Below are 6,289 nucleotides of genomic sequence, written 5' to 3'. Positions count from 1 at the left end.
CGTTGACGTGTCATAGTAGCACGCTCCTTTTTTTAATAGTCTAAGTTTACAACCCCTTATTTTATCTGTCCAACTTAGTGTAGCCTATCCAAGTAGAAGAAGATACTTCAAGGTCAACTTCTTCATCTAATTCATACTAGTAATTCCATTATTCAATCTTTAATAAGGAATGTGAAACATAGTAGCTAGAAATCATGATCTTTGTGGTGAAGCCTAAGAATGTCTAGCTCTTCATCTTTTAAGCACTTACTTCGAGACATTAAAAAATGCTCTCCCTTGATAAACAGATTTATTTTTTCATCTGTCTACCTATTGGAGAGCATATCAATTTCTATAAGTATAATATTGAAGTCCACGAGTAGATCTCAGCAAATTTGAGCATTATTTTTTACCCTTAGTCCATCCCTATTACTTGTAAAGAAGCTACATTTTCACCGATGATGACAAGTTTTGCAGGCATTTTTACGTACTCTGGAAGCCATTGGACCATGCCGTAAGCATATTGAAACAACATTGGATTTTTTACACCTTCAATTGGCACGTAGCCTTTCATTCGATATACGGTTTCAGGTAATGTACGTATCCAATCTTCAAATTGCTCTTGCGTAAAGTCAACGTCCTTAAATTCAACTAATCGTGAGCCTAAATGCATCGAAGCTATTGGAGCTTTCACAATATCTTGTGTGTCCACCTGTGCAGTTGCTTTTAAATCTTCTAATAAACGCAATGGTACTCGGCCATTGGTTGTTTGCAATATAAAGGCGTGAGGATTAAAACCTTGTAGCTCATAGACGACTTTAGCTTGCTCTGCCTCTATAAGTAAATCCGTTTTATTGGCCAGTAATAAATGCGCGTGACGGATTTGTTCCATAAATAAGGAACGCACTTGCGGGGTTAAGGTCTCACGATCCAGCCACAGCTTTGAATCAGCAACTGTGACAATTCCTTTGACATTTAACTTTTCCGCAAATAACGGTGAATAAACAGCGTCTAATGCTTCTACAGGATGTGCAGCACCTGTTGTTTCAATAATTAGGACATCAAAGTCACTATCAAAAAGAAGAGATTGAATCTGCGCCTCTGTTTTTTCAGCGCCTGAGCAGCAAATACAGCCCTCTAGCATCTCCTTAATCGGGATATCCTTTTCTACAGCCTGTGAGTCAAATGGCAGCTTTCCAAGCTCATTCATGATAACAGCGGGCTTTAAATTTTTTTCTTTCAGTTGTCGAATAACATCTGTTAACATGGATGTTTTCCCGCTGCCTAAAAAGCCACTAAATAAGTATACGTCCTTCACAATCATTTCCTCCTATGAAAAAAGCTGTCGTCATAGGTCGTTAGAAACGCCTGCTGCGACAGCTACTTTGTTAGTTTGTAGTTTACTCAGTTTTTGCTGGCGTACCAGTAAGCAGCTCTTTTGCTTTTAACAATTGAGGATCCTCTGCTTTTATTTTTACACGCAATGCATCCATTAAAGCATACGTTGTATCGCCAGTTAAAACACCAGTTTCTTCAAGATTGTTTGCAGCTTGCAGTTTTTTCACTGCTTGTTCTGTAGATTGACCAAAAAAGCCGTCTGCTTTACCAGGCTTGTATCCTAGAACTTCTAGCATCTCTTGTGCCGCTTTTACAGAGTTAGACTGCACGCCCTTTTTCATTTCCATAGATGGATCCAAGTATGGTAATGATGCATAAGGAGGGTATGACACTTTAACATCTGGTACAATGCCCTTTTCATTAATCCAGTTACCATTTGGTGTTAACCATTTACCTGTTGTGAATTTAAGGTTAGAGCCATCTTTTAGTGGTGTCACATTTTGCACGGTACCTTTACCGAATGATGTTTCACCAACAATTTTAGCACCAACAGATTCTTTTAATGCAGCAGCTAATATTTCAGATGCAGATGCACTACCACCATCGACAAGAACTGTCACAGGTAGATCATATTTTTTACCACCAACTGCATTTGTGATTTTCGGTTCTTCACCTTTTTCTTGTACCTGAACAATCGGTTTACCTTCTGGAACGAATAGATTCGAAATTTCCACTGCAGCATTTAAATAACCACCAGGGTTTTGACGTAAATCTAGGACAATCCCTTTCATCCCTTTGCCTTCATAATCTGCAAGGATTTTTTCTAGCTCTTTTGCAGTTTCTTCGCTGAAAGATGTAATTTGGATATGAGCAATATTGCCATCAAGCATTTCACCATAAACCGTTTCAACTGGAATTTCATCACGAACAATTGTCATTTTAAGAGGCTCAGTATTTTCGCCACGTTTCACGGTTAATTCCACAGATGTTCCTTTTTCACCACGAATAAGTGCTACCGCTTCTGAAGCACTGAATCCTTGAATGCTTTTCCCATCAACCGTTAAAATAATATCTTTCGGTAATAAGCCAGCCTTTTCAGCAGGAGAATTTTTTATAGGTGACACTACTGTAATAAAGCCATTACGCTCTTGAATTTCCGCACCAATTCCTTGGAAGCTAGAAGATAATCCAGAATTAAATTGATCTGCTTCTTCCTTCACCATAAAATCAGAATACGGATCATCTAAAGCATCGAACATGCCGTTAATAGCACCATCGACCACTTTTTCACCATCGATATCTTGGTAATATTTGTTGTTAAGTAAATCAAAGGCTTCGTATAATTTTTTAAATTCTGCACGTTCAGTCGGTACTTTCACTTCAACTACATTCTTATCACCGAATGTTAACGCAAATATCGTTAAGCCTGAAGTAATAAGGATTGTAAAGAACATCAGCATGATAAATTTAAACGGTTTTAATTGAATAAATTTCCCTGCCGGTTTTACTTCAGTTGGTGTTTGTTCTTGCTGCTGTTCTATACCATCTTTTTTCTGTTCATCCATCTTGATTGTCACCACTCTCATATACACTAACTTGTTGTCACACTATTACCATCTTAACAGGTTATGGAGAAGACGAAAAGAAAAAGACTGTCAAAATTTCAAGACAAATCTCGACCTTCAACGATCTTCATAAAATCCAGCATATTAAAGCAACTTTTCAACTTAATCGCTTATATTGCTCATCCACTTTATTCTATGTAGGCGTTATTGCTTTAGATTTTAGTTAAAGTAAAGGTGCTTTTAGAAGCACTTTCTAAGGCACCTTTACACGCTGCTAAGTTAAAGGTATATAATGGTACTGCTTTTCTATTTTACTCGTTTCTTAGAAGCAGTCAACTAAAATCCTCATAGATTAATAGAAATCAAATATCCTCTTATGCATCATTTATATACGTAACTTGCGCCAATTTTGCAGCTATTATTTTGTTTTCAGCATTTTTCGCTGCATTGATCCCTGTAAAAGTTCCTGTTCTAATTCGATAGTTTGTGTCATCTTGCTCAATGTAAACAACCCAACCAAATGTTGTTTTCATCACCTGTGCCGCGCTTTCTGCTGCTTTCAGTGTACTATAGATTCCCGTCATGATACGATATTTCGACGTTTCCGCTGGCGATTTTGGAATATCTCCAGCATTTTTAATCATTTCAATAAATTGAGACCAAGATATTTTTCCAGCGCGAATATTTCGAGGGCAGTTTTTCCCACTAAAATAATTATGTTGAACAATATTCTGAATTGCGATATTTTCATCTTTTATTATTTTTGCAATAAGATTCGCAGCATTTTGCACAGCTTTATAATAATCCCCATCGCTATTTACGCAAATTTCCACATGAATGCCTTGCTTATTACCGGTATATGTTCCTGCCGCCCAGCACTCCCAAAAATGTTCAAATGATTGAATAGCTTCCTTATCATCCACTTGCCAGTGCCAGCTAGCTTGCCTGCTATTGCTATTACTCTGTAGGCGAGCATGAGCATCCGCATCGGCTCCAACGCCCGTATTATCGGTTTCATGAACGACAATATATTTTTTTGCATTATTTTTACCACTTGTAATTTTAACTGCTTGTGAAGCTGATACTAATTTTTGGCGAATCGTTACCAAAAGGTTTCCCTCCCTTCTCTTTGTTCTATAGCCAAAAAGCAGGACGTTTGAAAATACTTTGTAAAAAATCAAACTATCTTATCATTCGTGCCGAAGATAGATAATTGATTTCACTCTATATTATGCACCTTTTTGTAACTTCTATTGTGTTTTTATAAGCATTAATAACCACACTAGTTTCAACCGAATTTACTAGTATTTTTATAGTAAATGCACTAAGTTTTTACGTAAGTGCTTTTAATTTTTTTATTACTGAATGAACTGTTAGCCTATGAAATGAAATAAGCTGTCCTTTATAAATGACCGAAAAAATACCATACGGAGTTGGCGATAATGCCATCAACTCTCCTCTATCTTGGAAATCAATGAGTTCAACCGGTATATTCAATTTATTGGCACCAGCTATAATATTTTCAGTTGCAATTTCAACGTATGGACATTGGAATGAACGTAGGATCGTTAAATGATTGAATTTTTTTATTCTCTCCTCCCAATCGGTTGGAAAATATGGTTGTTTGGCTTCGATGCTCAATGGATAGACTAGTAATTCAAAATCATATGGCGCCGAACCAATAACTTGAAAATCATTTTTTAAAAATATCTCTTTACTGGGCGTCCAAGATGTTTTTGAATTCGTGATCACGACAACACCTTTTTTTGCTAGCTTTTTTGCATCTTCTACACATTTACGGATCAATCGAGTCCCGTAACCTTTTCCAACTTCACTTACCCACAAACAATGAATCACTAAATAACCATCAGCGTGAACGACTCTTGAGGAATTTTCTGCTTCAGTATATTCAATAAATCCTACTTGTTTTTTATTATCGATTACTTGCACATATTTCAAGCCCTCTTCAAATCTATTATGTAGCCATTTATTTTTATTGATATAGCCCGTTGATTTCTTCTTACTTCTAAGACAAAAGCTGCCTACCCCCTCTAAAATTTCAGGATTTAATTTAAGCAATTCAACCTTACTCAATGACAACCCCTCCTATATATTATAGTAATTACAGATTAACCATTTTTATCCACCCCGATTAATTTGAAGGCTCTGATTTCCGCTACGTGCTACTCGCTTTCCTGCGGGCGAGCGTCGAGCCGCTTCCTTCGCTACGCTCCGTGCAGGGTCTCGTCTGTCTCGCTTTCCCGCGGGAGTCGAGTAGCCCTACGCTACAATCAGTTAAAAATGAGAGTATATTAGCAAAATAGTTACAAAAAATCATTTTATTGCTCAATAATAAACCTATTTTTCTTAATCAACATGCGTGAGTAATTATATCCCTTTTTAGGTCCCATACCATAACATAGGGGCCACTTGGCGCTTGCCTGAAGACGTCCAATAAGCCACTTGAGCCAACAAAAGTTTTTTGCTCGGAAGCGGAGCGTATGCAAAATAAGCAGTCTGTTAAAAAATAATAAATCAGGCTAATTGCATTTTAGCCTGATTTTCATCATGGAACATCCCTTATGATATGAGGAATGTTATGGATTCTTATTATTTTTGCCATTATTAATGGCCTTCTGCATGTCGAGTAATTCAGAGACTGTGACAAATCGGTATCCTTGCTTTTCAAGTTCGGGTATTATTTTTTCCATTGCTTTGACAGTCTGCTGACGATTCCCGCCTCCGTCATGAAATAGAACGATATTTCCTTCTTTTACACCTTTTAACACAGTATCAACAATTCTATTCGTACCAGGACTTTTCCAATCTAAAGTATCTAAATGCCATGACCACATAACAACTTTATATTTTTCTTTTGCAATCGCTTCAATCATCGCATCAGAATACTGCCCTTCAACTGGTCGAAATAAAGTAGGAGTAAATCCTGTGATGGTATGAATGGTTTCATTCGTTTGCTTAATCTCCTTAAGTAAGTTTGGAACATTCGTCCTTAATGGATGGGTAAATGTATGGTTGGCCAGCTCATGACCGTCATTATACATTCTTGAAATGACTTCAGGATTTTTATCTGCATTTTGACCGACAATAAAAAAAGTTGCTTTTGCATTGTATTTGGCTAATAAATCTAAAATCTGAGGTGTATACTTTGGATGTGGTCCATCATCAAAAGTAATAGCAATCAACTTTTCATTCGTTTTAACTTCCCAAACAATTTGTCCTGCTTCTTCATAATACTTTCGTCCTTTATTTTCATATGTGGCTGCACTAACTTTTACATAAAAAAAAGAGACCGTTAAAAGGCAAATAGGTACTAACAACAGGAAAAACTTTTTCAAATCTTCACTTCCCCAAATAAAATATTTCGTACTTTATTATTTGAGGATTTA

General features: G+C 36.7%; 5 protein-coding genes. All 5 read right to left on the bottom strand.

Annotated elements, in window-relative coordinates; translation table 11 throughout:
• Positions 1-394: 394 nt before the first annotated feature.
• Positions 395-1,297 (bottom strand): CobW family GTP-binding protein, encoded by a 903-nt coding sequence (locus ACVWXS_RS20580; protein WP_456959965.1) that lies wholly within the window; start codon positions 1,295-1,297, stop codon positions 395-397.
• Between the two features lie 82 nt (positions 1,298-1,379).
• On the bottom strand, positions 1,380-2,882 hold the full coding sequence (locus tag ACVWXS_RS20575) for a lmo1851 family serine protease (protein WP_456959964.1): 1,503 nt from the start codon (positions 2,880-2,882) through the stop codon (positions 1,380-1,382).
• A gap of 374 nt (positions 2,883-3,256) precedes the next feature.
• Positions 3,257-3,991, bottom strand: coding sequence for an N-acetylmuramoyl-L-alanine amidase (locus tag ACVWXS_RS20570; protein WP_456959963.1), 735 nt, complete (start codon positions 3,989-3,991; stop codon positions 3,257-3,259).
• A 223-nt stretch (positions 3,992-4,214) separates the two neighbouring features.
• Positions 4,215-4,976, bottom strand: a complete 762-nt coding sequence (locus ACVWXS_RS20565; RefSeq protein WP_456959962.1) for a GNAT family N-acetyltransferase — start codon at positions 4,974-4,976, stop codon at positions 4,215-4,217.
• Between the two features lie 503 nt (positions 4,977-5,479).
• On the bottom strand, positions 5,480-6,238 hold the full coding sequence (locus tag ACVWXS_RS20560; protein WP_456959961.1) for a polysaccharide deacetylase family protein: 759 nt from the start codon (positions 6,236-6,238) through the stop codon (positions 5,480-5,482).
• Positions 6,239-6,289: the final 51 nt, after the last annotated feature.

This window comes from Lysinibacillus sp. TE18511 (genome assembly GCF_054062295.1).
The sequence above is the reverse complement of the archived record's forward strand: the minus strand, read 5'-3'. Positions and strand labels throughout refer to the sequence as shown.